Raw genomic sequence first — 21,698 nt, forward strand, 5'->3', positions numbered from 1 at the left:
AGGGGTGCTTAGCTTTCCGACGTCGCCTCATCCGCAGCGTCCGCAGTCTCCTGCGCTTCACCGACCGTAATGCGGCCGCTCATGAGGAGGGGAAGGAGCTCGTCGCGGGTGCGGGCGAGGACTTGGTTTTCGCGTAGAGCGTGCATTGCGCGTTCGTGGATGGGAGTGAGCTGCTGTTCGAGTTTTTCGGAGTCACGCAGCACAGGAATTACTGCGTTGTGTAGGTCAGACTTGTTAATACCGGCAAAGACAGTTCCACTGGATTGGTACGTTTCCCAGAGCTCAGGATGGCCTTTCAGCAGATAGAACAAGCCTAGATGCGATTGTTTACCGCGAATTGCTGCGATGCCGCGGCCAATGACGCAAGGGCGTTCAGCGATATTTACTTCACCAATTGGTGCACGGACTGCAAACAGGATGTCGCCTTCTTGGGCAGTGCGCACGGCCTTCTCCGCAAAGACGCGTTCAGATGGAAAGAGCTCGCCAAAGTCACGCACGCCTTGGAAGAAAGGTTCACCAATACCTTCTTCATTCAGGAACTCTCCTTTGGGGGAAGAACCCATTGTGATGTCTGCGAGATTCTGCAGAGGCTCAAGTTCTTTTGTCACGGCCTTCTCAACAAGGTTGATGTTCAGATGAGTGGCAATTTTGATAATGCGTGAATTTGCGGCGATTTTGTCGTCGAGGGATTTTAAGACATACGCCGTACGAATCTGTTTTTCCAGCATCGGTATTTTGAGTGCAATGTTCTTGATAGACCGAACGCTAAGGTTTTGCTGTGCTGCCCCATTTGAGAGGTTGATGACTGACTGGCGATTTTGTAGCAACCAGTAGAACAGATATTGACTATGAAGTGATACTTCGTCGGCAATCATCGCACAACATGCCTGGTTCGTAGTCATCGGGGTACCAAGAATTCCGAGCTTTCCAACGGTGGCTCCGTACATCGCCATGACGACAGCTCCTGCGGGGATAAGCTTGCAGGAAGTCTCAGCTAATGCAGATTCTGAAATATGTTCTTCGGTTGCACCTATTAAAGCGTCGTTGAGTTCTTTGGTTTTTAGCCAGGGGATGTCACCGATGAAATATTCTGGTTTCTTGCGAGAAGGAGTCGCGCCAGATGTGACTTGGGAACAGCCGTCAGCGATTTGGATCGTTTGCATTACTTCAACCTCCCCAGCTGTTCGCGCACGACCTGATCGAGGTGGGCGGCGTCGTCAAGCGCTGCAGTGAGCTCGCCGGTGAGGCGGGCAATCTTCTCGTCGATGGGTTCGTCGTCTTCCTCGACCTCGGCGAAGCCGACGTAGCGGCCGGGGGTCATGGCGAAGTCGGCGTCGCGGATGTCGTCGAGGGAAGCAGACTTACAGAAGCCGGCGATGTCCTCGTAGGCCTTGCCCTCAGGTGCGGAGGTGCGGCCGCGCCACAAGCGGTAGGTGTTCGCAATCTTTTGGATGTCGTCGTCGCTGAAGGTGCGCTCCGTGCGGTCAATCATGTGGCCGAGCTCGCGGGCATCGATGAAGAGCACCTGGTTGGTGCGGTCGATGGTGCCCTTGGAACCAGCCTTCTTGTCTTTGGCGAAGAACCAGACACAGACCGGAATCTGCGTGCCGCGGAAGAGCTGCGCAGGAAGAGCGATGACGCAGGAAACGATGTCGTCTTCGACCATGGCCTTGCGGATATCGCCTTCACCGGAGGAGTTCGACGTCATCGTGCCATTGGCCATGACGACGCCGGCCTCACCCTGAGAAGTGAGCTTGGAGATAATGTGCTGCATCCACGCGAAGTTGGCATTGCGCTTGGGCGGAACGCCGTATTTCCAGCGAGTGTCTTCCTCGTTGCGCGACCAATCCTTGATGTTGAACGGTGGGTTGGCCATGACGTAGTCCATCTTTTTATCCGGATGGATGTCGCGGGCGAAGGTGTCGGCCCAGCGCTCACCGAGGCCAGCAGAGCTAATGGCGTGGATGGCCAAGTTCATCTTGGCCATGCGCCAGGTGCGCTCGTTGAGCTCCTGGCCGTAGATGGCCAGAGCAGTGCGGTCCTTTTCCGTGGTTTCGAGGAACTTCTCAGCCTGCACGAACATGCCGCCTGAGCCACAGCACGGGTCGTAGACACGACCCTGGGTTGGCTCCAGGATTTCTACGAGAGTGCGGACGACGGGGCGCGGGGTGTAGAACTCACCGCCACGCTTGCCCTCAGCACGGGCGAACTTCTCCAGGAAGTACTCGTAGACCTCACCCAGTAAATCGCGAGCACGCTCGGGACCCTCCGCGGTGAAGCGGGTGGTGCTGAATAAGTCGATGAGTTCGCCCAAACGACGCTGGTCAACGCTATCCGAGGCGAAGTTGGTGGGCAGGGTGCCTAACAGCGACTCATTGTCCAGCATGAGCTGCTTCATCGCGTTATCGATGAGCTTGCCAATGGATTGGTACTCCTGGCCGGCGTCGGCCGTCTTGCCCTTCGAGTTGTCACGCAGGAAGGTCCAGCGAGCGATGGGGTCGACCCAGAAAACGTTTTTCTCACGGTAAGCGTCGATATCCTCTAGGTCTTCCTGGATGTACTCTTCGCTATCCCCGCGTTCCTCGCCTTCGGCACGCAGCTCCGCGCGCCGGGCATCGAAAGCATCAGTGACGTATTTGAGAAACACCAGTCCTAGGACGATGTCCTTGTACTGGGATGCGTCCATGGAACCGCGGAGTTTGTCTGCTGCCTTCCATAAAGTGTCCTTGAGTTCTTTGAGGGTGGTGGCGGAGGCAGACTCTACGTTCTGCTCATCCTTGACTGAGTTAGTCATTTTTCTCCTTACATATAACGGTGTTTGTGTGTTTGAATGTTGAACTCTGTTATTAGCCTGGCGGGGATTGTGCACGAGATTCAGCGATGGTGACAGCACCGGTACCTATCGACATGACGAGGCCGTGCTCAAGTTCATCGAGGCTATGTAATTGTTCTAAGAGCTGCTGGCGTCGTGCGCGGAGCTGGTGCTCCACCGAGCCGAGGTGCTTCGCATTCCCACGTGGAAAGACGGGGAAGTACACCGATCCCAACTCGGAGGAGACAGCTTCGTTAATAGCCTTCTCTACGAGGTAGGGAATGCAGACCTGTTCCAAGGGAGAATGGCTGCGTCCACGGAAGGTGCGGCATCGTAGTGCTTGCGCCGGTGCAGTTACTAGCTTGCCGCCTTCCTCATCGATGAGCGCGCGTGGTCTTGGGCTCTTGATGAAGACCACGTCCCCTGGTTCTGTGAGGGTGCCGCGCGGTGCAATGTCTTCCAGTCGGAGACGATCGATGCAACGCGCGCCCTGTGGAATGCTCCCCAGAATTTCGGGTTCACCGATGAGCTCCAGTTTTGCTACTGCTTCAGGGGTGAGATCACGTTCGGCAATGCGGGAGCCGCTGAGTTTCTGCAGTACCCCAGTGCGAGCGCTGGTTGCGGCCTTCCACGGTAGGTACTCAAGGCGCGTTGCCCTCGATTCAGCGCGCATACCAATCTTTGGCTGCGCGTCCTCCAACCCTGCTGAACTGATGTCTAATCCTGCTTGATGCGCGGTGTGCATGAGATCGGCGGCGGAGGACGTCGACGTAGAAGAAAAGACCGAGTCATCGAGAGAATGAGTACGACTGCGCCAGGCATCAGCGGCGCGAAGAATACGACCGCGGACAAAGGTGTGCTTGCGTGCTTCATCCGGTGTGGTGAGCATGGTTGTCCAGTCCGAGATGAGTCCGGGCGCGGTCACGTCGGGTACGTCGGCGAGCACTACTGGTGCGTTGGCGGAGTTGCCGACTGCAGCGCGGTTGGGGCGCTTGAAGATCCACAAGGCGCCTTGCTGTTGGCCACGGTCAGGGAAAATGCCGCGGGGCAGGCGCGCGCTGTAGCGGAGCGGGGCCAGTGCGCCGGTTTCCGTGGGTGCAAGGAAGCGCCGGCGGATACCCTGGGCTGAGGAATCTTCGATGAGTAAGCCTGCGGAGGATACGCAGAGAAGCGCGCCACGGTCATCCAAGTGGTCGAGCCAATCTTGGAGGCCGTCGAAGTACTCCTGGGATCCCTCCGGTTGCGCGGGCGTTGCGTGGATGATGAAGGAATCCGAGGGGATCTCCTCGCTGACGTCGAGGAACTCCACGTTGCGGCACGCCAGCTCAGCCCAGAAGAGAGAGGCAGGAGCGCACTCTTTCCGATAACCAATGGTGAGTGATATCGGTTCCGTGAGACTACGGACCAGGTCTGCGACGAGTCCCAGACTGTACTCATCAGTAGGGATAATGAGCGGCGCAGGACCTGTAACAGTGAGGGCTTCTTTCAAAGCGGAGATCACGCGCGAAGAGAAACGAGAGGACAGCAGAACCTGACGTTGGGTGCCGAGGTCGTGGGCAAGTCGGGCCAGTACTGCGGCAGGCGTGAAAGCCGCCTCGGTGACGAGCTCGGCTGCCTCGTTGATGTCGGCGCGCGAGACGGCAGTAGGGGTGCTGTCTGAGGCGCGTTCGTATGAGGCAGTGAGGGCGCTTATGACCTCGGTAGAGGAATCTAGGGAAGGCGCCTCGAAACCCGTGCTGCACTGTAAGAGGCTGAGTGCGGCGTGGGCAGGGTGGCTGAGCAACATCTGGTAGAGAGAAGAGTGGAAGAGTGCATCATCCACCGCGGTGGCACGATGGCCGAGCTGCGTTGTGCGCAGCCAGTCTTGAACATCGGCGACGGCGTAGTAGGGGCGGCCGTCATGTTCTTCGTAGGGGGTGGGGAAGGGGGAGTCGGATTCTGCATTAAAGCGCTGGAGCCACTCGTTGACCGCAGGGCGTGCGACGCCGGTCATGCGAGCGATGTCGGCGAGCGTCATGGTGGCGGTCATGGTGTGCCTCCTTTCGTAGGGGGAGCGATGGGAAATAGGGGCGAACAGTCATTGCTGATTGCTCTGCTATTCACCATAAGGGAACTTTGGTGCAATCGCTCGAAAATACAATGTTAAACGTCCTTAAGGGTGCTTAAGGTCGATTATCTTAACTCTGAAACAAATGGGTGGGCGCTGCTGCTTGCTGCAATGTGTGGCGACGGTATAGGTAGCTGGTGTCGGGTGCTTCCGCTACCCTGAGTCGCAAAATTCATCAGTCATCGAGAGAAAGGACGCGGAATGTCTGTTGCTAGCCCGAATCCCGAAGTCGGATTTAACGTGTGGGTTTTCTACTCCGAGGGCGGTCTTTCAGCGACCTATGCGGTGAAGCCCTATGCGTTCAATGGCGACGCCGAATCACTGCGGGCCATGATGAAAGAACTCGCGCCGACTGATTTCTATACGGTTTCGCAGCGGACGTACCCGAAACGCTTCCAACTGCACGGCCCCAATGGGCAGGTGCTCGAGGGGGCTGTGACCGTGGCGAGCGTCGACGACAAGGTTGTCGAGCAGTTGGTCGAATCTGTGCTCCCGCTGCCGCCTCAGTACGTCAACCGTCAGGGCGTTCCCGGAGATTTCCAGCTGTCGGTTGATGCGTTTAATTTTGTGGTGACGTTCGTCGAAGAACGAGAAGACGGCACGCTGGTGCCGCAGGTGCCGGCCTAAAGCCTGCCCACGCGGCTGTTCCATTTCTTGAGTGCGCGGCGGCCGCGGTAGTGGCCGAGGAGCGAGACCGTCGCCGTATCGAGAGGGAGCTGCAAGCCGAAGCTCAGCGGCATGCCCAGTCACGTCATCGCGAGCACGCGCAGGGCGTGGCCGTGGGCGAAGCCGAGAATGCGCTCGTCGCCGGTATCGATCATGCGGTTGTAGAAACGCGTGAGACGCGCGGCGACTTGCTCCGGGGTTTCGCCGCCGGGTGCGCCGTGGGTCCAGATCTGCCAGTCAGGGATGGTGGCGATGATGTCCTGACGGGTCTTTCCTTCGTACTGGCCATAGTCCCACTCGGCACGGTCCTCGGTGACCTGATAGTCCGATAATCCAGCGAGCTGGGCGGTTTCCTGTGCGCGCAGGCGGGGAGTGCAGTAAAGAAGGATTCGTGAAACCTCCTCACCTCCTGAAACTCTACACTTCCCATTTTCTTCCCCGGAACATTCCCCGAAATTCCCCGGATCCACCTGGCATTTGCAGCGAATGATCCTATGACCTGCGGCTTCGTGTGGAATTCGCAGGTCATTAGTGCTGGTGTCTTATTGGAGCTTAGGGAGTTTAGCTGGATTCCTGTCCGTAGGGTTATAGGGTGTTTTGTTGAACCCGAAGGCTGAAATTGTCGATGGGTCGCTATAGATGACGACAAAAATATTCAGGAATATTTCGGAGCTGACATATTCGCTCAGGGGATTTCCTCCGAACATACTGGGATCGTAGTTCTCGCGGATGAATTCATTCTTGATTGAGTTCTCGGAAATTGTGTTCTTCTTGCTCTCAGGGACGTATTGGTAAATGATGACTTGCCCGCCCTCTGCCAACCTTTTTAGGACGTGTCGCCACCACCATTTATCACTCGTCCCGCGTGAGCTGCCGAAGATAATGAAGAGGTCTGTCTCGGCGATCATCTTCTTATAACGCCGTGGCGTTTGCGCCCAATAAGGTTTGCCCATCTGGTGAGGTGCTCCCCGCGAAGCGGTCACATCATCTGCGTCAATTCCAAAGAGCAAGGAGCGCGGGGTGTGCTGATTTCCGTGAGGATGGTAGAACTCAGCTACTAAATATGCTGAGCAACCTGTTTGGGCATTTCCGAAACTTTCCCGGTAATTCCCAAACGAGTGATTGCGCGGATTCCTTCGGAACTCGAAGTTCGTATCAACATCTTTGTGGATGTGTGGATCAAATTGATGCTGATCAAGGGAAAGGTAGTTTTCCAGCAGCGGGGTGAAGTTGAAATTGACGACATTAAATGCAAACACATCGTAGTGTTTTGCTCTGTCCGGGAGATCGAAGGTGCGGTAATCATTCTCCGACAGATCTGCCGTGAAGTTGGCAAAAGTGCGATATGCCCATTTCTTGTCGCGGGCTTCGGAATCGAGCTTTTTGAGGATGCTGGGGCTTACGACCATTTCGAGAAACTCCGAGAACTCGTGTTGGAGTTCTTCAAGGTCATGCTTGATTTGAGCTGTGTAAAACGTTCCGCCGTGAGTAGAAAGGTCATCTACGTGTTCTTGAAGCAAATACTCAAAATCGCTCCAATTTGGATAACCTTCTTCGCCCAGCGTTTCTGCCGCTTCGTCCTTGCGACGTAGCTCATCCATGCGTTTGAATAGCGAATTGTCCCGATTGAAATTCTTCATCTGAAGATGGTTGAAGAATGAGCGGTAATCGGTTAGGTAGTTTGCGTTTAGCTCGCTGAGAACTGCGATGTCGAAGCCATTGCCCACAAGCATCATGATGTTGTGCTGGGTGTTAGCGTTGTCCTTTGTGGCGGGGTCGTTGTCCCAGGGGCGGAATCGTTCAAAATCGTCGCTGTCGTATTGGCGAGTTGCCGGGAAGTGTTGTGGCTTCGGAGTGTCCTGGGGTGCTGACATCAAATAAATCTCCTTAAATGTCACAGGTGTCATTTAGTGGAGATTTAGTCTATAGCAATGCAGCGACACGGCGGTTTGCTCAAAAAGTCGCGGAGCCTCGTTGTGGATAACTTGGATAATGCAGGGGGTGAAAGTTATCTAAAGTGGCTTGAGTTTTCACAGGCTCTGTTGAATTTTCCAGTTATCCACAGGCTAAATGAAAAAGCCCCTGTGCTGAAATGAAAATCAGCGCAGGGATAAGCGTTTGCGCGCCCCGGCGAGGTTTCGCGAATCAGGTGAAGAACCTTTCGCGAATGCCTCGTAAACCGTGTCGAACTGGTCGGGGTCGAGGATGCCCGCAAGCGCCTTCGCCTGCTCGCGGCCCTTCTCCGTGAGCGGAAGATCCGTGGTTGAGGTGTGCTAGCCAGTGCGCGACCAGGCAGTTTCGCCGTGACGAACGATAAACAAATGAGTCGTGTGAGTCCTCCTTAGAACGAGCTGGATCCGCCCGAGCCGGAGAATCCACCGGAGGAGTAGCCCGTGGAGACGCCGCCAGAACCCGAACTTGTCTGAGCGTGGGCGACGACGTCCGACTGGTGCCAGTCGTGGACCACGAAGTATGGGACGTAGTAGGAGCCGACGCCGGGGCGCCAGGCGGCATCGGCAAGCGTAACGGCGCTGTGGTCCTCGCGCTCGATGTTGGAGGCAGCGTAGAGCTGGTCCTGGAGTGCGTCGATGAGGACCTTGTAATCGCCGAGGATGCCGGCGTAGGTGTCCATGAAATTGGGGGCATCGATGTATTTCCGCAGTTCCAGGACGCGGGCGTCGAGCGCCTCGAGCTTGCCCTTGAGATCAACCTCCGCCTTGTTGGTGGCGGCGAGGACGTCTTCATGAAGATCCGTGAGCTCACGACGGCGGACTTCGGTGTTGCCGTGCTCCATGCGGGCGAGCTGTTCGATATTGGACTCGGCGTTCACCGTGGCTTCGACGGCGGCGCGAGCGTCCGCGATGCGCGGTGCACAGTCACGGAACTCGCTGTCCGGGGACTTTGAGGTGAGTCCGTCGAAGCCGGTCATGCGTGAGTGGGCGTCGACAAAGCGGGAGCGAATCTCCTCCCACTGCTGGCGCAGCGTGTCATTCGCCAGGGGAGAGCTGAGCGAATGGGCGCGGACGTTGATCTGGTCGAGGCGCTGCGTGATATCGCCATGGTGGGCCAGGATGTAGTCCCAGTCCTCACGGGCTTTCTTGGCCTTCTTCTTGCGGGTGGCCGCTAGTGCAGCGCCGAGAGCACCGAGGCCGAGGACGCCGAAGGTGCCGCCGATAATGCCGCCCACGTGGCCGTCGTTGGAGTCCTTGGCAGTGAGATCGGCATCGGCAGCGGCCTGCACGCCGCGGAGCATGCCGTCCTTGTACTTCTCGTCCGCGAGGAGCCCGCGCATTTCGTCGGTAATTGCCTTGAGACGCTTCTCGTCGCGGAGGTTGAGGTCGCCTGCGACGTCCTCGCCGGCGTAGACACCCATGCGACGCGGGTTCATGCCCACGGCGACGATGAGGTGACTGTCGGCGTATTTCTCGCCAGAGGCGTCATGGAGCCCGTGGTCGCCGGTATAGAAGCGCACGGTGTCATTGAGATTATCGTCGTTGCTTTCAAATGTGACGAAGTCGATAGCGGTGACGCTCTGGGGCAGGGTGACGTTGCTGGCGTCCTCCTTGAGCTGGGATTCTTCCTCGGGCGTCAGGATGTCCGCCTGGTCATCGAGGGTGACGGCGGAGGGCTCCAACGCGAAGGCGGGCGCGGCAGGGCCAAGGAAGAGCAAGGACGCGGCGGTGAGGACGGGGAGAATGCGCATGATTTAAGTGTATGTGCGTGTGGGCGTGGCAGCGGGATTTGGGCGAGAGTAGTCAGGACGCGCCTTAAAACGCGTCACCAATTCCGCTAGAGACACAATTGTGAGATACCGGTTCAGGCGTCATGCCGTGAAGGCAATGCATAAGTTAGCTAGGGCTTTTGTTTCGTGCTCAGGCTGAAGAATCGTGAGCCAGCTATGGTCGACGGCGGGCGATGTCTTCCACTCGGGAAAGGTCCTTTACCCAGCTACGGAGGCCTGGATCTATGTAACGAACTATTTCTGTTGCATCGTGCAGTCGCGCATGCGGGTTGGAGTCGAGAAGGTTTTCTACGTGTGCGGCGCGATTCCGTAACTGAGCAAGCCGGTGCAATCGTTCGTAGACGAGTTCTACTGCAGGTTGCTTGAGGACTCCACTGACAGAATTGTGGGCTGCGTAAGGAAAAGCACGGACTAGGGCGTAATCCCAAAGGATCTGCTTCTTTTTATTGCTCGGTTGGCTTGGAGGAAGCAGGCGCGGCCATACGCCGAAGCTCAATTGAGCAACAATATCGTCGTGTGTAACTTCGGTGGTTTTTCGTGGGTGATAAGTAGGACGTGAACGCGCTGACTTCCTTGCTTGCCGGGTCGCTTCTGACAATGTTCGTTTCAGTGATGCGAGTTGAGTCGCGGGATTGATCGTCCAGTCTGGGCCGTACGAGGATCCATCGGGTTGCCTGCGTTGGCGATTCCAGAGCCTCAATTCGCGGTCTATCGCGTTACGAACAATAATCTCGACAGGGGCAAGGACCTCGAGAAAAGCTGCTGAGATTTCGATATTCCATCGGTATAAGGCGAGCGCGAGTTCAGGATCATGGCCTGCCCGCTCAAGGTACGGTGTGAGTCGAGGACGGCTTAATCCCCTTTCAAATCTTTCCCATTCGTGGTTTCTCACGAATGGCCTCCTTAACGTACGGCGCGGCCTTTCGCGGGCATTTTTAATGAGTCTCGTCGCGCGGTTTACAAAATCCTCCGTTCCTGCCATACTAACGGAGAAAGTTGCAGACAAGTACTGTAACTGTTTTCCCAAGACTTCTAGTTCGGCTAGAAGATCTTCGAAGACAGCGCCGAGACACAGCCGTCTCGGCGCTGTCTTTTTGTATAGGCATGCCCTTTTGCTACTTAGCCCTGCATTTTCGGCGCAGAAAACTATTGGGTCATTCCCAACCGTTTGACTTAACCCAACGTTAACCATTAAAGTTAACGACAGGTTAACAATTAGCAAACGGGACAATAATCCGAGAAAGGGGATAACAATGAACCAGTTTGAAACCCTGCGCCAGGATCTGCACGAGAACTACGGCCACGAGTACACGGCCGCGGAAATCGATGCCAAGCTCGATGAGGTTATTGCCAAGCACACCAAGAAGGCGGAGCTCGAGGAATTCGTGCCGCTTTTGGTGGAGCGTGAGGTGCGCAACTACTTCGGTGCTCACCGCCTGCACGTTCGCTTTGCCGCCGGTACCAATAATGCGCTGGCCCAAGCCGCAGCGGAACTTACCCGCAAGCACGCCGGCGAAGCCCTCTTTGTAGATACCGCCGTTGCTCACCCAGAAAACGAAGCGGAAGGCCACCTTGCCCACGTCATGAACGAGCGCGGCATGGGTGAGGCCCCGAATAAGTACCTCGACGAGGTGCGCACGGTAGCGATGCCGGATTACATCGTGTTCTTGGGCCGCGAGGTAGAGCGCGATGAGGCGGGCAAGGACATCAAGATTTGGGATATTCCTGCTGCGGATACCGTGGAGGAGGCGCGCGAATTGGCTGATGACCTCGAAGCCCGCGTGCTCTACATGCTCAATAAGCTGGGCATCGATCCGGTAACCGAGCCGGTCAACGCCTAGAAGCGATACGGGTTGGGCAGCTGGGAGGAGACGTTATTATTAGCCACCCAGAAGCCCGCAAACCTATAGGGCATGTAGTGCGTGCCCATACCGGGGCGCCATTCCGGCGTGCCCAACAGTGGGGGAGTTTTGCGGTCGCGCTGCGGATATAGCCGTTCTGGCAGCGCGCCCACCATGGGGTGATAGTCCTCGAGGACGCGAGCGAAGGCGGAATCGAAGTCTTCCCGCGACAAATCCTGGGACAGGTCGCTAATGCGCTGCGTTATCTGGCGCAAGCTGGCGTTGTCGGGCTGGCGGGAGAGGGCCGCTTGGGCGTCGCCAAGCAGCCATTGCACCTCGCCCGCGCGCACCGCAGTATCGCCGGCGCAGAAATTTTCCAGGGAATCTATCTGCGCTGCGGCCGTATTGATCTGCTTGAGCGCTTTGTACGCCTCCTTGATGGAGGCAGCGTGAAGCGAATAGTCTTGGATGTCCTCCAGCGCCTTGAGCGTCGGCCGCGCATCGGTGTACTGATTGACCAGAGAGCGCCACTGTACCTTCAGGTAGTCGCCCGCTAAGGGGGAATGCAGGGCGTCAATCCGTGCTTCCGTGCGCTTGATGAGTTCCTCAGCCCCGTCGCGAGCGCCCTTAATATAATCGAAGCGCTTGCGCACTCGGGCGCGGCGGATGAACAAGTAGGTAATGAGGCCAACCGCGCCCAGAACCACGAGCACCATAGTGGCCGCGATGAATACGGACCACGTGGGCATATCCTGCGTATATTGCCGGCGCACGGTGGTATCCGCGGCGGCGCGCGTCGCCAGGATCATGCCGATGGTATAGTCATCGTCCGCCAACGCCGACCGCATCTGGTCCAAGATGCCGTCAACGCGGCCCTCGTCATAAATCTTGATGTCCTGGCACACCTCTGTGCCGCAGTGCACGGCCATACTATTGGGCTCAAAACCTACCGCGATGACGAGCACATTTTTCTGTAGCCCACTTCCGCTGATGAACTGTGGATGCTCGCGTTCCAAGTCATGGAACAGGGTGCGGGAAAATTCCTCGCCCGAATTCGGGTACGTAGCGTAGAGGACCTCGTGCACGGAATCCGGCAAATGCATGGACTGGGCTTGCGATTTGATGGCCTCTTCGTCCGAAGTGCTAAGGATTTGGGCGTGGTCCAGAAACTCCACCGCGGGCTTTTCCTCTGCGATAGCGGCGGGCGCGCTGGCTACAGCGAGAAGACCCACTGCTGCCGCGCAAGGAACCCATCTCATGATGTTCCATAATACGGGCTCCGCGTGTAAACCGTAGTACTTATGCAAAAGCAACTACGCTAAATCGCTGACTACTGTTTATACCGTTTGGAGAATCGAAGCTATCGTGACTGCCAACAACACCCAGGCCCATGAGCCCCTGCAGCGCATCCTGCTGCCTAAGCGCGGCGAGCCCTTTGATGTGCGGATGCTCTATCTCATCGAGGCCGAGCAAAACCGCGAACGCCTCAGCTGGTTTAACCGCACCTCCGTCACCATCCCGGCCGGCGAGGCAGCATCTTTTGAAACCTACTTCAACGCCTTCCCAGCCTCCTACTGGCGCCGCTGGTCCCAGCTGCGTTCCGTAATCCTCAGCCTGGACATTGAGGGTCAAGCAAATATTTCCCTCTACCGCTCCAAGCAGGATGGCCAGCGCATTTCCGTGGCCAACCACCTGGTAGGCACCGGCCACCACGAGTTCGAGCTGCCGCTTAAGAACTTCGAGGATGGCGGCTGGCTGTGGTTCGATATCACCGCCGAGCAGGAAACCACGCTTGCCGACGCCGCCTGGTGCTCCCCCCATGCCCCCGGCCCACAGCTTTTGCCGGACGGCACCGAGCAGCCGGCGCAGGACAAGCGCGTGGCGGTTGGCATTCCCACCTTTAACCGCCCGACCGATGCCGTGGCAGCCCTCAAGGCGCTGGCCGAGGACCCGGTAGTAGATGAGATCATCGACTTCGTCCTCATGCCGGATCAAGGCAACCAGCACCCAGCCGATGAGCCGGGGTACGACGAGGCGGTGGCTCACTTTGGCGAGCGCTTCCGCGAATTCCGCCAGGGCAACCTAGGCGGCTCTGGCGGCTACTCCCGCATCATGTACGAGGCGCTGGAAAATACCGAATCGCCCTTCATCCTGTACATGGACGATGACATCGCCATCGAGCCGGACTCCGTGCTGCGCGCGGTCCAGGCGGCCCGCTACGCGGCTAAGCCCATCATCGTCGGCGGCCAGATGCTCAACCTGCAGGAGCGCTCCCAGCTGCGCACTACCGGCGAGCAGGTTAACCGTGCCGATTTCATGTGGGGCGCGGCGCCGCACGCCGTCTACGACCACGACTTTGCCAAGTACCCACTGCGCGCCATCGGCACCCGCGAAACCCACCTGGATCCCAAGAAGTACGATTCCCGCGCGCTGCACCGCCGCGTTGACGTGGAATACAACGGCTGGTGGATGTGCCTCTTCCCGCGCATCGTGGCAGAAACCAACGGCCAGCCGCTGCCGCTGTTTATCAAGTGGGACGATACCGAGTACTCCCTGCGCGCAGCGCGCAACGGATTCCCCACGGTGACCTGGCCGGGCGCCGCTATCTGGCACATGGCCTGGGCCGACAAGGACGATGCCATTGACTGGCAGGCCTACTTCCACCTGCGCAACCGCCTCATCGTTGCCGCGATGTACCACGAGGGACCGGCCAAGGGCATTACCAAGTCCATCTTTAAGTCCACCCTCAAGCACACCATGTGCATGGAATACTCCACCATGGCCATCCAGATTGAGGCTATGCGGGACTTCCTGGCCGGACCGGATCATCTCTTCGACATCTTGGAGTCTTCGCTGCCGCGCATCGCGCAGATCCGCAAGAACTACTCCGATGCCGTGATCCTGGAATCCGCCGATGAGCTGCCGGCTCCCACCGGCGCGCCGGGCGTTCCCACCCGCAATATCGGCGGCCGCCTGGCCAAGATTAAGAAGATCCCGTGGGCCATCAAAGGCCTCAAGCACCTCGTCAGCAAGGAAGACGCTGCGCACCATGAGGCGCCGCAGCTCAACCTCACCCCGGACGAGGCCCGCTGGTTCACCTTGTCCCGCGTAGATTCGGCCACCGTCTCCACCGCGGGTGGCACCGGCGTGGCCTTTCGCAAGCGTGATCGCGACCTAGCCAAGGACCTCGTGACCCAGACCCGCGAGCTGCTGAAGGAAATCGAGGAGAACTTCGACGACCTGCGCGCCGAATACCGCGCGGCACAGCCGGAGCTGACCTCGCGCGAGTCCTGGAAGAAGGTCTTCGATGCCCAATAAGCTTTCCGTAGCAGAATCGCGCGTCCTCGAATCCATCCAGAATGCGGCCTTCGACGTGCCCGGCGTGCTTCCCACCGCCCGCGGGCTTAGCCACTGGGGCGAGCATGCCTTGGGCTGGATGGGTAGCGCTGCGGTAGGGGCGGGCATCGACAAGTGCCGCCGCGAAGGCTGGATCCGTGTTGGAGCCGCTGCCTTCCTCGCGCACGCCGCCAGCGTGGTGCTCAAGCGCATCGTGCGCCGCAAGCGCCCGGATTATCCCTACGTGCGCGTGGGTGTAAAAACGCCCTCCAAGCTCTCCTTTCCCAGCTCGCACGCGACTTCGACCACCGCATTCCTGGTGGCGGTAAGCCGCCTTACCGGCCGCAAGGCGCCCCTTCTCGGCGTGCCGGTAATGATGGCATCGCGTATGGTGCTCGGAGTGCACTACCCAACAGATACGGCCGTGGGCGCGGCCATCGGCGCTGCTACCGCGGAGGTCGTGATGAAAGGAATGAAGCATGAGTGATGATGGAAACCAGCACTTTTTCCATTCGGAGCCGCACACCTCTGGCGTAGACACCGGCCGCAAGCGCAAGCCGCCGAAGAATCTTGCCGATGGCATGATTAAGGCCCTGCGCCCCAAGCAGTGGGTCAAAAACGTCCTGGTGCTGGCCGCCCCCGCCGCGGCCGGCGCCGAAGCGCTGTTCCATGGCCGCGTGCTTCTCGACGTCCTCTTGGCCTTCGTCGTCTTCTGCCTCGGTGCTTCCTCCATTTACCTGATTAACGATGCGAAGGATTGGCGAGAGGACCAAGAGCATCCGACCAAGCGCTTCCGCCCGATTGCCTCGGGTGTGCTACCGATCAAGCTCGCCTATGTCATGGCCGTGGTGCTCATCTGCCTGTCCATCGGCTTGTCTTTCCTCGCTACGGCCGGGCCGCAGCTGGCTATCGTGATGGCAATTTATATCGCACTGCAGTTGGGCTATTGCTTTGGCTGGAAGCATATGCCGGTGATCGATATTGCGCTGGTGTCCTCCGGCTTCATGCTGCGCACCATGGCCGGTGGCGTAGCCGCAGGCATCGAGCTTTCCCAGTGGTTCCTGCTGGTGGCGGCCTTCGGCTCGCTGTTTATGGCCTCCGGCAAGCGCTACTCGGAGATCCTGTTGGTAGAACAGACTGGCGCGAAAATCCGCAAATCCCTGGAGGGCTATACGCCCACCTACCTGCGCTTCGTGTGGACCCTAGCCGCCACCGCAGTGGTCATCTGCTACACCTTGTGGGGCTTCGAGCTCGCTAACGACGCCCAGACCGGTGGCGTGTGGTACCAGATTTCCATGGTGCCGTTTACTATCGCCATCCTGCGTTACGCGGCCGATGTGGACCGCGGCCAGGGCGGCGCACCGGATGAGATTGCACTCGAGGACCGCACTTTGCAGGTTCTCGCCTTGGCTTGGCTCGCCTGCATCGCCATGGCGGTTTATATCATGCCGTTGTTCTAGACACAGCTGAATCGATATAGAAATTTTCCGCGGGGCTGATAAACTTTCTCCCCGTGCTTAACACCGACCACAAGAGTATCGCCCGCTGGAGTGCCCCGGCGGCCGCCCTTGTGATCGGTGTTTTATCTTTGTGGGGCGGTTTTGCGCGCCGCTGGATTTCCGATGACGGACTCATCGTCCTGCGTACCGTGCGCAATCTCGAAGCTGGAAACGGGCCCGTGTTCAATATGGGCGAGCGCGTGGAGGCCAATACTTCCACGCTGTGGCAGTACCTCATCTTCCTCGTGCGCTGGGTCTCCCACGCAAACCTGGAAGGCATCGCCATTTACTTGGGCCTCTTCTTGGCGGTAGCAGCAATGGTTGTCGGCACGGGGGCGTCGGCAAGCATGCGCTCTGGCGCCGTCCTTCCGGCCGGCGCACTTGTGTATGTGGCCCTGCCACCGGCCCGCGACTTCTTTACCTCCGGCCTGGAATGGGGACTGTGCATCTTCTACCTTGCGGTGCTGTGGTGGCTGTTGCTGAGGTGGTCGCGCCCGCGTCGCCACTCCGGGAGCAATAGCGACGCCTATTGGCTCGCCTTCTGGGCCGGGCTGTCCTGGCTGGTGCGCCCAGAGCTCGCTCTGTACGGTGGCCTGGTGGGAATCGTGCTGCTCGTATCCCACCGCTGGTGGAAGATTCTTGCCGTCGCAGTCCCGCTGCCGTTGGCCTATGAGATTTTCCGCATGGGTTACTACGGCCTGCTGACCCCGCACACAGCCGTGGCCAAGTCTGCGGCCGGTTCCGAATGGGGCAAGGGCTTTACCTACCTGGCGGACTTTGCCGGACCGTACTGGCTCTTCCTACCGCTCATCGTGCTAGCCATTGCGGGTCTGTGGAAGGCGGACCTGCGCCCCACGGCTCTCCGATCCACCGCCACTGCCACGTATCTTTTTGTAGGTGCGGCGCTCATCCATACGCTTTATGTCTTGCGCGTGGGTGGAGACTTTATGCACGGCCGCATGCTGCTGCTGCCACTTTTTGCGATTCTGCTTCCGATCTTTGTCGTTAGCGTACGCATGTGGATCGTTTCCGTCCTCTGTGCGGTGTGGGCGCTGGTTATCGTTCTGCGCGGGCATCCGGTGGATCGCAGCATCTATGCGGATGAAATTTCCATCGTGGACGAGCGCGATTTTTGGACCTATGCCACCCAGCGCCAGGATCCTCCTATGCGGGCCGAAGAGTTCCTCGGCGCCAAGTTTATGGAGGACTACCAGGAGGGCATCGACGAGCTAGAGGCGGGCGACGCCATGACCTTCCGCTATATCAAGGGCGAAGATAGGTTCTCGTGGACGGCCACGCCTGCGGACCCTTCGCGCACCGATCCGCCGACCGTTTACCTGCTCAATTTGGGCCTGTCTTCCATGAATGCGCCGCTGGATATTCGCGTGCTGGACAATATCGGCCTCAGCAACCCTTTGGCGGCGCGCCAGCCGCGCATCGAGGGCGGGCGCATTGGGCACGACAAGAGCTTGGATATGTCGTGGCAGGTGGCAGATTCCGCCGCCGATATCGACGAGATCCCGGCGTGGATTGATAAGTACGAGGCGGCCAAGGCTCGCGCCGCGCTTGCCGACGCCGATTTTCAGAAACTCTTCGCCACATACAGGGAACCCCTAACTTGGGACCGTTTCTGGAAAAATATTAAATTCTCTCTGACCGATGGTCGGACCCTCACTTTTTCTTCTGATCCCTCTGACTACCTGAGCTAATTCCTTTAGATGCAGACTTTAGGGGGAACCTAAGTTACACTATTCTGTGACATTGTTATCGATCCGTGACGTTAACGGTATACAGGTTCCGGACGATAGAACTTAGTGACAATCACCGAGTAGTTTGAAGGAGAAAGATGACTGCATCCATCAAGGGTCGCGTCCTTTCAGTCATCATGGCAGTTGCCGTAGCTTTGGGCCTGGCCGTCGTGGCAGGTTCCCAGCCGGCAGAGGCAGCCAACCGCGACTGGCTGCGCCGTGACGCCACTGGTACGTGTGAGTGGGACAAGGTTGGCTGGTGGGTCCAGCGTTGCGACGTATGGTCCCAGGCTATGGGCCGCACCATCCCGGTGCAGGTTCAGCCGGCAAAGCGCGGCGGCAATGCTGCCCTCTACCTGCTAGATGGCCTGCGTGCCACCGATCGCACTAACGCATGGGTAAATGACGTTAATGCTGCCAAGACCTACGAGCCGCACAACATCACCCTCGCTATGCCCGTCGGTGGTGCTGCTTCCTTCTACGCTGACTGGCAGGGTCCTGCTACCTATGACCTGGAAAATCCGGTCAACTACAAGTGGGAGACCTTCCTGACCAGCGAGCTTCCTGGCTACTTGGAGCGCAACTTCGGTGTTGCCCGCAACAACAACTCCATTGCTGGCCTGTCCATGGGCGCCGGTGCCGCCCTGACCCTGGCTGCAAAGCACCCGAACCAGTTCCGTCAGGCGCTGTCCTACTCCGGCTTCCTGACCACCACGGTCCCAGGCGCTCAGACCATGATGCGCTTTGCCATGCTGGATGCGGGCGGATTCAACATCAACGCTATGTACGGTTCCCTGTTTAACCCGAAGCGTTTCCAGAACGATCCGCTGCTGCTTATTCCGAAGTTGCGCAATACCAACCTGTACATCTCCGCAGCTTCTGGTGTCCCAGGCGCCGGCGATAGCCACTACCTTCCGGAGCACCAGGCCGCCGGTGCCGCGCTCGAGTTCGGCTCGAATATCACCACCCGCGTGTGGGAGGGTGCCGCTCGCCTGCAGGGCCTGAACCCGACCGTGGACTACCCGGCACAGGGTCTGCACAACTGGGAGCAGTTCGGCTACCAGCTCAACCGCTCTAAGCCACAGGTGCTTAACGTCATGAACGCTTGGTAATTCTTGCGGCCGAATCCCCTTTCTTAAGGAAAGGGGATTTTCTTTTGCGAAGGGTATCGAACAAATATACGTCTAACTATTGCGGGCGTCTCGGCATTGCGCTAATCTAGGCGTGTCAGTTCGATTGGGTGTGCGAAATTATTCAGAGGGGGAGCTTTCGTGACTACTGCTACCGCACCACCAAAACAGGCGTATTTTTCTACCAATGACATGGAAGACACCGTGTGTGTCATGGCCATGGTGCAAAGAATTCAATCATGGCAACTGTTCCAGGCAGTGCTGCCACAGTTAGAAGACGACGTTGATTGCACACTGGCCGTTTTGTCCAAGAGACTCGGTCTTTCGCGATGGCGGGTATCAAGTGCAATCCAAGCCCACTTTCGGATGCGCGAACTGCCGCTTACTACCGCAGTGCAAACGGAACACTGGATTTTGGACCTTCCGCGACTCCAAGTTATTGACGTGGAATTGCGTCCCCTCGGCGAGGACGAAGCGCAGATCCAACTAGTTGATGCGGCCTTGGCAGATTTCCTCACGCCCAAAGACCCGGGACAGCACGTGCCGACGGAACCGGAAATCCGAAATTTCCTGCGTGGATTCATTGATGGGCTGCTGAAGCCAGATTTATCGGCGCAGATCGAGCGCGCAGTGTCGGTGTCCTATTCGGGTGGACAGGCCACGATTGTGTTGAAGACAGATAAGGCCACTGCGGCGGCAATTTCTAGACATATTGATAAAGCGGCAGCACAAGAGGGGGTTTCAACGGCGGAGGCGCTGGAAAGTCTGATCTTCAACCGCACTAGTACCAAGGTGGTGATTAACACCTATCGCACCGGGGAGGATCCTTCCCGCGTCTTCATTCCTAGCGCAGGATGGTGCGATCTGGGGGAGGACCTGGCCCATGACTCTGCGGTGCGAACTCTTACCGCCGAGGACGTCGAAAAGTATGTTCCCTCAGAAGAAATCCGCGCCTGGGTGCAGGGACGGGACGCGACCTGCCGGTGGCCAGGGTGCTCGATGCCAGCACACTATTGTCAATTGGATCATCGCGTGGAGTACGGCGACAAAGGACCTACCAGTGTGGGAAATCTGGTGAGCTTGTGTCAGCATCACCATAACGTGAAGACGGATGGTCGGGTGCGATACATCATGGACCCGTTTACCGGAGATATTGTCTGGATGTTTGAGGATGGCACTTATGAGGTGGATCGAGCGGCAGGTCCATTGGCGCCCCGGAGTATTCATTGGAAACTGACGTGGGAGCGATTCCTCAAGCTCAGGAGGGGTTCATTGCAAGGTATGTGAGTTGGGACTATACAGGGGCGCATGTTCGCTATTGAGAATCCAAACACAGGCAAGAGTGAAGACCAGTTTGAACGTATCGATGATTCGCAGCGCGATGACATCCTAGACCGCTCCACCGCGGCCTACGAGGCATGGCGTAGCACTCGCATCGAGGAGCGTGCTGCGGTTTTGTCCCGCGCAGCTGACCTTTATGAAGAGCGCATTGATGAGTTAGCAGATCACATCGGCCGCGAGATGGGCAAGCTGACCCGTTGGGCCAAGGCCGAGGTACAGATTGTTGCCGATATTTACCGCTACTACTCCGAGCACGCGCACGAGCTGCTTGCCGACGAGTACCTGCCGGCACAGAATGCCGACAAGACCGTAGTGCGCAAGGAGCCGATCGGTCCACTGCTGGGCATCATGCCGTGGAACTTCCCGTACTACCAGGTAGCCCGCTTCGCGGCGCCTAACCTGCTGCTGGGTAACACCATTGTGCTCAAGCACGCTTCCATCTGCCCGCTGTCTTCCCAGGCATGCCAGGACATCCTGGAAGAGGCTGGTCTGCCGAAGGACGCGTACATCAACATCTACGCTTCCGGTTCCCAGATGGATGCCTTTGTAGCGGATAAGCGTATCAAGGGTGTTTCGCTGACCGGCTCGGAGGGCGCAGGTGCTGCCGTGGCCAAGACCGCCGGTGAAAATTACAAGAAGTCCGTGCTGGAGCTAGGCGGCAACGACCCGTTCCTGGTTATTGATGATGAGAACCTGGAGTGGGTCCTGGATCAGTACAACCTGATTCGCATGTACAACACTGGCCAGGCCTGCAACGCGCCAAAGCGCCTCATCGTTCTGGAGGACTTCTACGACCGCACCGTGGAGTACCTGGAGAAGAAGATTGGGGACATGAAGGTTGGCACTTATGACGACGAGAATGCCGACATTGGTCCGCTGTCCTCCATCGGTGCTCGCGATGAGATTGTGGAGCGCCTAGAAAAGGCCGTGGCCAATGGTGACGCCAAGATTCGCGTAGGCGGCAAGAAGATTGACCGCGAGGGCGCCTACATGGAGCCTGCGCTGCTTACCGACGTCGACCCATCCACCGACGTAGGCTGCAACGAGATCTTCGGTCCTGTGGCTATTGTCTACAAGGCCAAGGATGTTGAAGAGGCTATCGAGATTGCCAATAACTCGGAGTATGGTCTGTCCAGCTCCGTGTGGGGCACCGACCTGGATGCCGCATTCGAGGTGGCAAACCAGCTCAACGATGGCATGACGTTTGTCAACGAGGCGTCGGTAACCGCAGCAGGCCTGCCTTTCGGTGGCGTGAATCGCTCCGGCTACGGCCGCGAGCTGGCACGCTGGGGCGTCGGTGAGTTTGTCAACGAGCACCTGTATCGCGTGAGCGGACAGGATAACCCGGGCAACTCCCCGGCAATGTAGCGGCGTGTCAGTCTAGCGTAAGTCTCAAGTTCAACTTAAACTTGAGCACACGATAGACAGCTCACGCCGCAGGCATCGGTCCGGGGGAGGGGAACCCTCGGAAAGGTA

The 21,698-nt window shown here is 58.1% G+C and carries 17 protein-coding genes and 1 pseudogene; 9 read left to right on the forward strand and 9 right to left on the reverse strand.

The annotated features are described in order from the left end of the window. Window positions 1-8: 8 nt before the first annotated feature. Genes MHY24_RS03835 through MHY24_RS03845 form a run of 3 tightly spaced genes read right to left on the reverse strand, consistent with a single transcriptional unit; the run spans window position 9 to window position 4,841 of the window. Complete coding sequence (locus tag MHY24_RS03835; protein ID WP_239228409.1) at window positions 9-1,163, reverse strand: restriction endonuclease subunit S; 1,155 nt, start codon at window positions 1,161-1,163, stop codon at window positions 9-11. After that, window positions 1,163-2,794, reverse strand: coding sequence for a class I SAM-dependent DNA methyltransferase (locus MHY24_RS03840; RefSeq protein WP_239228410.1), 1,632 nt, complete (start codon window positions 2,792-2,794; stop codon window positions 1,163-1,165). The genes MHY24_RS03835 and MHY24_RS03840 overlap by 1 nt, the downstream gene beginning before the upstream one ends. 52 nt (window positions 2,795-2,846) lie before the next feature. Beyond that, on the reverse strand, window positions 2,847-4,841 hold the full coding sequence (locus MHY24_RS03845; RefSeq protein ID WP_239228411.1) for a hypothetical protein: 1,995 nt from the start codon (window positions 4,839-4,841) through the stop codon (window positions 2,847-2,849). Window positions 4,842-5,120: 279 nt separating this feature from the next. Between MHY24_RS03845 and MHY24_RS03850 the strand changes: the two genes are divergently transcribed. Beyond that, window positions 5,121-5,546 (forward strand): hypothetical protein, encoded by a 426-nt coding sequence (locus MHY24_RS03850; protein WP_239228412.1) that lies wholly within the window; start codon window positions 5,121-5,123, stop codon window positions 5,544-5,546. 119 nt (window positions 5,547-5,665) lie between these two features. On the opposite strand, the gene MHY24_RS03855 is transcribed toward MHY24_RS03850, so the two are convergent. From MHY24_RS03855 to MHY24_RS03875, 5 genes and pseudogenes are all read right to left on the reverse strand, one after another. Then, complete coding sequence (locus MHY24_RS03855) at window positions 5,666-6,055, reverse strand: histidine phosphatase family protein (RefSeq protein WP_239228413.1); 390 nt, start codon at window positions 6,053-6,055, stop codon at window positions 5,666-5,668. Window positions 6,056-6,127: 72 nt separating this feature from the next. Further along, window positions 6,128-7,459: an AbiH family protein gene (locus tag MHY24_RS03860; protein ID WP_239228414.1), complete on the reverse strand. Its 1,332-nt coding sequence runs from the start codon at window positions 7,457-7,459 to the stop codon at window positions 6,128-6,130. Between the two features lie 225 nt (window positions 7,460-7,684). Next, a pseudogene (locus MHY24_RS03865) lies at window positions 7,685-7,840 on the reverse strand (hypothetical protein); the annotation flags it as partial. 86 nt (window positions 7,841-7,926) lie between these two features. Then, window positions 7,927-9,288: a DUF5129 domain-containing protein gene (locus MHY24_RS03870; RefSeq protein WP_239228415.1), complete on the reverse strand. Its 1,362-nt coding sequence runs from the start codon at window positions 9,286-9,288 to the stop codon at window positions 7,927-7,929. A 193-nt stretch (window positions 9,289-9,481) separates the two neighbouring features. Further along, window positions 9,482-10,219, reverse strand: coding sequence for an Abi family protein (locus MHY24_RS03875; RefSeq protein WP_239228416.1), 738 nt, complete (start codon window positions 10,217-10,219; stop codon window positions 9,482-9,484). A 361-nt stretch (window positions 10,220-10,580) separates the two neighbouring features. On the opposite strand from MHY24_RS03875, the gene MHY24_RS03880 reads away from it, so the two are divergent. After that, window positions 10,581-11,168 (forward strand): three-helix bundle dimerization domain-containing protein, encoded by a 588-nt coding sequence (locus MHY24_RS03880; RefSeq protein WP_005325402.1) that lies wholly within the window; start codon window positions 10,581-10,583, stop codon window positions 11,166-11,168. Here the strand turns inward: MHY24_RS03880 and MHY24_RS03885 are convergent. Continuing rightward, on the reverse strand, window positions 11,165-12,427 hold the full coding sequence (locus MHY24_RS03885; protein ID WP_239228417.1) for a hypothetical protein: 1,263 nt from the start codon (window positions 12,425-12,427) through the stop codon (window positions 11,165-11,167). The genes MHY24_RS03880 and MHY24_RS03885 overlap by 4 nt on opposite strands. A 106-nt stretch (window positions 12,428-12,533) precedes the next feature. Here MHY24_RS03885 and MHY24_RS03890 point away from each other — a divergent pair, with 106 nt between their 5' ends. From MHY24_RS03890 to MHY24_RS03920, 7 genes are all read left to right on the forward strand, one after another. Then, entirely contained in the window at window positions 12,534-14,486 is a 1,953-nt protein-coding gene (locus tag MHY24_RS03890; RefSeq protein WP_239228418.1) for a glycosyltransferase, read from the forward strand. After that, a complete protein-coding gene (locus tag MHY24_RS03895) occupies window positions 14,476-14,991 on the forward strand; it encodes a phosphatase PAP2 family protein (RefSeq protein WP_239228419.1) in 516 nt (171 codons plus the stop codon). Before MHY24_RS03890 ends, MHY24_RS03895 begins: the two co-directional genes overlap by 11 nt. Then, window positions 14,984-15,964, forward strand: coding sequence for a decaprenyl-phosphate phosphoribosyltransferase (locus MHY24_RS03900; RefSeq protein ID WP_204610781.1), 981 nt, complete (start codon window positions 14,984-14,986; stop codon window positions 15,962-15,964). The genes MHY24_RS03895 and MHY24_RS03900 overlap by 8 nt, the downstream gene beginning before the upstream one ends. 53 nt (window positions 15,965-16,017) lie before the next feature. Then, window positions 16,018-17,712, forward strand: a complete 1,695-nt coding sequence (locus tag MHY24_RS03905) for a hypothetical protein (RefSeq protein WP_239228420.1) — start codon at window positions 16,018-16,020, stop codon at window positions 17,710-17,712. A gap of 137 nt (window positions 17,713-17,849) precedes the next feature. Further along, complete coding sequence (locus tag MHY24_RS03910; RefSeq protein WP_049377543.1) at window positions 17,850-18,863, forward strand: alpha/beta hydrolase family protein; 1,014 nt, start codon at window positions 17,850-17,852, stop codon at window positions 18,861-18,863. 159 nt (window positions 18,864-19,022) lie between these two features. Next, window positions 19,023-20,168: an HNH endonuclease signature motif containing protein gene (locus MHY24_RS03915; RefSeq protein WP_239228421.1), complete on the forward strand. Its 1,146-nt coding sequence runs from the start codon at window positions 19,023-19,025 to the stop codon at window positions 20,166-20,168. 21 nt (window positions 20,169-20,189) lie between these two features. After that, on the forward strand, window positions 20,190-21,590 hold the full coding sequence (locus tag MHY24_RS03920; protein WP_239228422.1) for an NAD-dependent succinate-semialdehyde dehydrogenase: 1,401 nt from the start codon (window positions 20,190-20,192) through the stop codon (window positions 21,588-21,590). Window positions 21,591-21,698: the final 108 nt, after the last annotated feature.

Source organism: Corynebacterium sp. ACRPQ (assembly GCF_022347225.1).
Lineage (GTDB): Bacteria > Actinomycetota > Actinomycetes > Mycobacteriales > Mycobacteriaceae > Corynebacterium > Corynebacterium tuberculostearicum_D.

Coding starts and splice junctions, on each gene's coding strand:
- MHY24_RS03835 (WP_239228409.1), bottom strand. CDS start 1,163: ATGCAAACGATCCAAATCGCTGACGGCTGTTCCCAAGTCACATCTGGC.
- MHY24_RS03840 (WP_239228410.1), bottom strand. CDS start 2,794: ATGACTAACTCAGTCAAGGATGAGCAGAACGTAGAGTCTGCCTCCGCC.
- MHY24_RS03870 (WP_239228415.1), bottom strand. CDS start 9,288: ATGCGCATTCTCCCCGTCCTCACCGCCGCGTCCTTGCTCTTCCTTGGC.
- MHY24_RS03845 (WP_239228411.1), bottom strand. CDS start 4,841: ATGACCGCCACCATGACGCTCGCCGACATCGCTCGCATGACCGGCGTC.
- MHY24_RS03900 (WP_204610781.1), top strand. CDS start 14,984: ATGAGTGATGATGGAAACCAGCACTTTTTCCATTCGGAGCCGCACACC.
- MHY24_RS03920 (WP_239228422.1), top strand. CDS start 20,190: ATGTTCGCTATTGAGAATCCAAACACAGGCAAGAGTGAAGACCAGTTT.
- MHY24_RS03880 (WP_005325402.1), top strand. CDS start 10,581: ATGAACCAGTTTGAAACCCTGCGCCAGGATCTGCACGAGAACTACGGC.
- MHY24_RS03910 (WP_049377543.1), top strand. CDS start 17,850: ATGACTGCATCCATCAAGGGTCGCGTCCTTTCAGTCATCATGGCAGTT.
- MHY24_RS03895 (WP_239228419.1), top strand. CDS start 14,476: ATGCCCAATAAGCTTTCCGTAGCAGAATCGCGCGTCCTCGAATCCATC.
- MHY24_RS03885 (WP_239228417.1), bottom strand. CDS start 12,427: ATGAGATGGGTTCCTTGCGCGGCAGCAGTGGGTCTTCTCGCTGTAGCC.
- MHY24_RS03850 (WP_239228412.1), top strand. CDS start 5,121: ATGTCTGTTGCTAGCCCGAATCCCGAAGTCGGATTTAACGTGTGGGTT.
- MHY24_RS03860 (WP_239228414.1), bottom strand. CDS start 7,459: ATGTCAGCACCCCAGGACACTCCGAAGCCACAACACTTCCCGGCAACT.